4 protein-coding genes are annotated in these 3738 nt (G+C 60.3%); 1 reads left to right on the forward strand and 3 read right to left on the reverse strand.

Annotation, left to right across the window (positions count from 1 at the left end; translation table 11 throughout):
• A partial coding sequence (gene metK, locus R6U20_RS04975; protein ID WP_410336763.1) for a methionine adenosyltransferase occupies positions 1 to 871 on the reverse strand: 871 nt, incomplete at its 3' end.
• Positions 872 to 1024: 153 nt separating this feature from the next.
• Positions 1025 to 1570: a hypothetical protein gene (locus R6U20_RS04980; protein ID WP_410336764.1), complete on the reverse strand. Its 546-nt coding sequence runs from the start codon at positions 1568 to 1570 to the stop codon at positions 1025 to 1027.
• A gap of 126 nt (positions 1571 to 1696) precedes the next feature.
• On the opposite strand from R6U20_RS04980, the gene R6U20_RS04985 reads away from it, so the two are divergent.
• A complete protein-coding gene (locus R6U20_RS04985) occupies positions 1697 to 3067 on the forward strand; it encodes an HD domain-containing protein (RefSeq protein WP_410336765.1) in 1371 nt (456 codons plus the stop codon).
• Positions 3068 to 3072: 5 nt separating this feature from the next.
• Here the strand turns inward: R6U20_RS04985 and R6U20_RS04990 are convergent, their stop codons facing one another.
• On the reverse strand, positions 3073 to 3261 hold the full coding sequence (locus R6U20_RS04990) for a hypothetical protein (RefSeq protein ID WP_410336766.1): 189 nt from the start codon (positions 3259 to 3261) through the stop codon (positions 3073 to 3075).
• Between the last annotated feature and the right edge of the window lie 477 nt (positions 3262 to 3738).

The following is a 3738-nucleotide window of genomic DNA, read 5'->3' on the forward strand; positions in this document are numbered from 1 at the left end:
CTACGATGTTCTTGGCCACGTGGCGTGCAGCATAGGCAGCGCTGCGGTCCACCTTCGAGGGGTCTTTGCCACTAAAGGCCCCGCCGCCGTGGCCGCCCTTGCCGCCATACGTATCCACAATGATCTTACGTCCGGTCAGGCCCGCGTCGCCGTGAGGGCCGCCGATCACGAAGCGTCCGGTGGGATTCACATGCAGCACCAGGTCGTCGTCGATGAGCTCCTCGTAGCGCTCGCCAAAGGCGCGAGGCAGCAGGATGTTTTGTACATCGTCTCTGATGCGCTTCTGATTGATGCCTTCGTCGTGCTGAGTGGAGACCACCACGGTGTCGATGCGGCGCGGCGTAACGCGGTCGTCTTCGTATTCGACAGTGACCTGGCTTTTGCTGTCGGGGCGCAGGTAGCTCATCTGGTCGGTTTGCTTACGGATGTGCGCCAGCTCTTTCATGAGCCGGTGCGCATAGGTAATGGCCATCGGCATGAGCTCCTTCGTCTCTTGGCAAGCGTAACCAAACATAAGGCCCTGATCGCCGGCCCCCTGCTCTTCTTTGCCGTCCACGCCGAGGCTGATGTCGCTGCTCTGCTCATGGATGCTGCTCAGCACGCCGCACGACTCGGCATCGAAGCGCAGGCGCGGATCGGTATAGCCAATGTCGCGGATTACGTTGCGAGCGGTTTCGCGTACATCAACGTACGATTCGGTCGTTACCTCGCCCGCCAGCACCACCAGACCGGTGGTAACCATGGTTTCGACCGCCACGCGGCTGTGCGGGTCATCGGCGAGAAGCGAGTCAAGAACAGCATCAGAAATCTGGTCGGCCACTTTGTCGGGGTGTCCCTCCGACACCGACTCAGATGTGAACAGGTAAGCCATAAGGTAAAGCGCGTACAGGGTGATCAGAACGAAAGAAACGGCCCCGCCACAAGGGACGCAGACCGCGAATCGCATCGTGAACGAGCGTTGCCGCACAGGGTTCGCTTCTGCAGAAGATCCCGCTCTTGTGTATCTGATATGTGAGACGGTGCATTACTCCTCCAGGTCGAAGCGCTGCTGCACACTGCTGTAATCGGACCAGTTGACCCCGGCGGTGGTAGCGGCCCGCGCATCCGCCACAACAATTTTGACAGTGCGGTCGCGAGCAAAGTCGAGGGCGAACGGCGCCGAGGCTTCGTAGAAAACCTGCACCAGTCCCACGTTCCAGGCATAGCCGAGCGTGAGCGTGTAGTCGACCGCGTCCACATCGGGCGATTCGTCCCCGAAGGTGTAGGGCATGGCCGTCCATGTGTCGTTATCGGCCAGATAGTACGCCTGCACGAAGCCGTTGTCGTCTACACTGTCGGTGATTTCGGGGAAGTCGTAGTTTTGGAAGAGCACGAGCCCGTCCTCGCTTTCGGACGCGTCATCGACATCAAACGAAACCTCGAAGGTTTCAACGAGCGCGCCTGCGGGGCCAGCCGGTCCCTGTGGACCTTGCGGACCTTGCGGGCCGGTGGGGCCTTCGCATCCAACGAGCACAACAACGAGCACAACGGCGAGGAGCACGGGAGCAAGCAGTAAGCGAAACGTAGACATAAAGGCATGTGAGTCAAGAGGAAAGAGTACGCAAGCGTCCGGCATCAGACCGGCGCATTCATGCAGACGCACAGACGGGCGGATTCGTCACGTGCTGCACGACAAACATCGGCAACGTCACACAAGATGGTTCGTTGGGATACCAAGTGTAGCCTTCGCATCCACCTGTACGTGCCCGTGTCGCTATCGAACCAGCAGCGCTTCAAGATTTTCTCGGATCCGGTACACGGGTTTATCTCGGTGCCCAAGAATCTGCTCATGGAGCTGATTCAGACGCCCGAGGTGCAGCGGCTGCGGCGCATTCGGCAGCTTGGGGTGGGGCACCTGGTGTTTCCGGGGGCCGAGCACACGCGCTTCAACCACGCGCTGGGCGCGCTGGCGCTAATGCACGATGCACTCACGAGCCTCTCGAACAAGGGCACCCCCATTGCGCCCGAGGAGCACACCGCAGCACTGGCAGCCGCCCTGCTTCATGACGTGGGCCACGGCGCGTTTTCGCATACGCTGGAGCACGAGCTCATCCAGGACTTCCACCACGAGGCTATGAGCCGCGTGCTCCTTGTGCATCTCAACAACCGCTTCGACGGGGCCCTCAACGACGCCATCGCTATCTTCGATGGCACGTACGAGCGCCCGTGGATGCATCAGCTTGTGTCGAGTCAGCTCGATATGGATCGCCTCGACTACCTGCGCCGCGACGCCTTTTACACGGGCGTGGCCGAGGGCGAGGTGGGCGTGCAACGCCTCATCAAAACGCTGCGGGTGCACCCGCTCGCGGGCGGCCCCGATGCGCGCCTTACGGTGGAGGGCAAGGGCATCTACGCCGTGGAAAACTTCCTCATCTCGCGTCGCCTGATGTACTGGCAGGTGTACCTGCACAAGACCGTGCTGGCGGGCGACCGCGTGCTGCATGCGGCCCTGCGACGGGCCCGGCGGCACCTGCGGGCGGGGTCTGAGGTGGCCCGCACCATTCGTCAGGGCAGCCGCAGCCTCTGCTTCTTCTTAGAACATGCCATCACCGCCAACCAGTTGGATACCGAGACCGTACGCACGCACTACTGCCAGCTCGACGATACCGACGTGCTCTTCAGCCTGAAGCAGTGGATGCAGGCAGAGGACCCGGTCCTGGCGGACTTAGCGCGGCGCTTCATTAACCGCGACTTTTTCCGGGTCACATTTCTGGGGGATACGCCAGGCACTGCCCAACAGGAGGCCTGGGCGGCAACCGTACGGCACTGGCTGCTTGACGAGGGCCTGTCCACCCCCGACACGGTTGAGGACGACCTGCCGTTCTACCTGCACGTAGACCGCTCGCGCCATGCCGCTTACGCCACAAATCACGACCCCATCGCGATTCTGGACCGCTCGGGCACGCTCCGCGAACTCTCGAAGATGGCCGACACCGCCTCCATTGCCGAACTGAACGACACCGTGGTGAAGCCTTACGTGTCGTATCCGAAATCGGCCGGGGTGGTCACTGACGAGGAGGCGGGGTGAGTGGGCTACTCGTCCGGTGTGGCCGAGTCAGACGGCGTATCCGTAGAATGCGATGATGCTGTTCGAAGCAGAGCTTCGGCCTCGGCACGCTGCGCCTCGTCCATTCGATCTTCCAGTTGCGTTAGGGCATCCTGCAAGCTCGTAGATACGGAGGCGTCTTCATCGCTGTGTGCGACGGCACGGGACAGCCACACATAGGCTTGGACATCATCTTGTGGGAGGCCCTTGCCGCGCATGTATCGGTCTGCAAGATAAAATCGTAAAGGATCAAGATAATAGAAAATGCGTGACAGAACTGCTCACGTATCCAGTGACGAAAATAACAGATGCCTCTCATAATTACCAGCTCCACATCCCGTATTTTGGGACCGGGAGTACAGTACACGACAAAAGTCATACGACTCTTCATAGGGGCATGCCCCCCAAAAGGATGGGTTCAGATGAATGGTTTCCCCTCCATCCTACCCTTCCTCCCCGGGGAGGAAGGAACCAGCGGGCGCTTTCATGAAGTCCCCCTCGGAGGAGGGGGATTTAGGGGGAGGGATTTTGCGCTCAAACACGAAACAATCAAGCGTGACAGTGCAGCAGTCCAGTTGAAACGGTTGTGATCGACGCCTCTGATCGAGGAAGGCGCTGATGCCCGGGACTAATATGAAGGCTCGCAATTTTTT

Origin of the sequence: Longimonas sp. (genome assembly GCF_046498435.1) — a bacterium.
Lineage (GTDB): Bacteria > Bacteroidota > Rhodothermia > Rhodothermales > Salinibacteraceae > Longimonas.